This is a genomic window from Gilvimarinus sp. 1_MG-2023 (assembly GCF_030548285.1).
This window is the reverse complement of sequence record NZ_JAUOSC010000338.1, coordinates 1-372: the sequence shown is the minus strand read 5'-3', so window position 1 is coordinate 372 and position 372 is coordinate 1. Positions and strand designations below refer to the sequence as shown.

The following is a 372-nucleotide window of genomic DNA, read 5'->3' as shown; positions in this document are numbered from 1 at the left end:
GTATACGCCATCACGGTCTTTAAAAAAAATACCATCGGGCAGGCCATCAAAGATGGCTTGTAATACGCCACTGTGCTGCTGCAAATGCAACCGGTTAGAGTGCATCATCCAGGCTCGACAAATCGTCAAAACCACCACCACTAACACCCAGAAAACCAGCCAGTAACGAACTTCAGTGCCATCCATAAAAGGCATAAGCAGAAGCGCTGTCACCATCGGCAACAGCATCAGCGAATGATAACTTTTCAGCCAGTCGAAATGACCTGCCCTACGAGATGAGGTGAGATGCATCCATTGTCCCGCTAAAGAAGTCTGTAAAACCGATTCCTGTCGGAACCCTGTGAAGGCATCATATCCTGCATAGTGTTAACT

The 372-nt window shown here is 47.6% G+C and carries 1 protein-coding gene; it reads right to left on the bottom strand.

What is annotated here, in order from left to right; translation table 11 throughout:
- A partial coding sequence (locus Q4563_RS17080) for a hypothetical protein (RefSeq protein ID WP_303605342.1) occupies positions 1-291 on the bottom strand: 291 nt, incomplete at its 3' end.
- Positions 292-372: the final 81 nt, after the last annotated feature.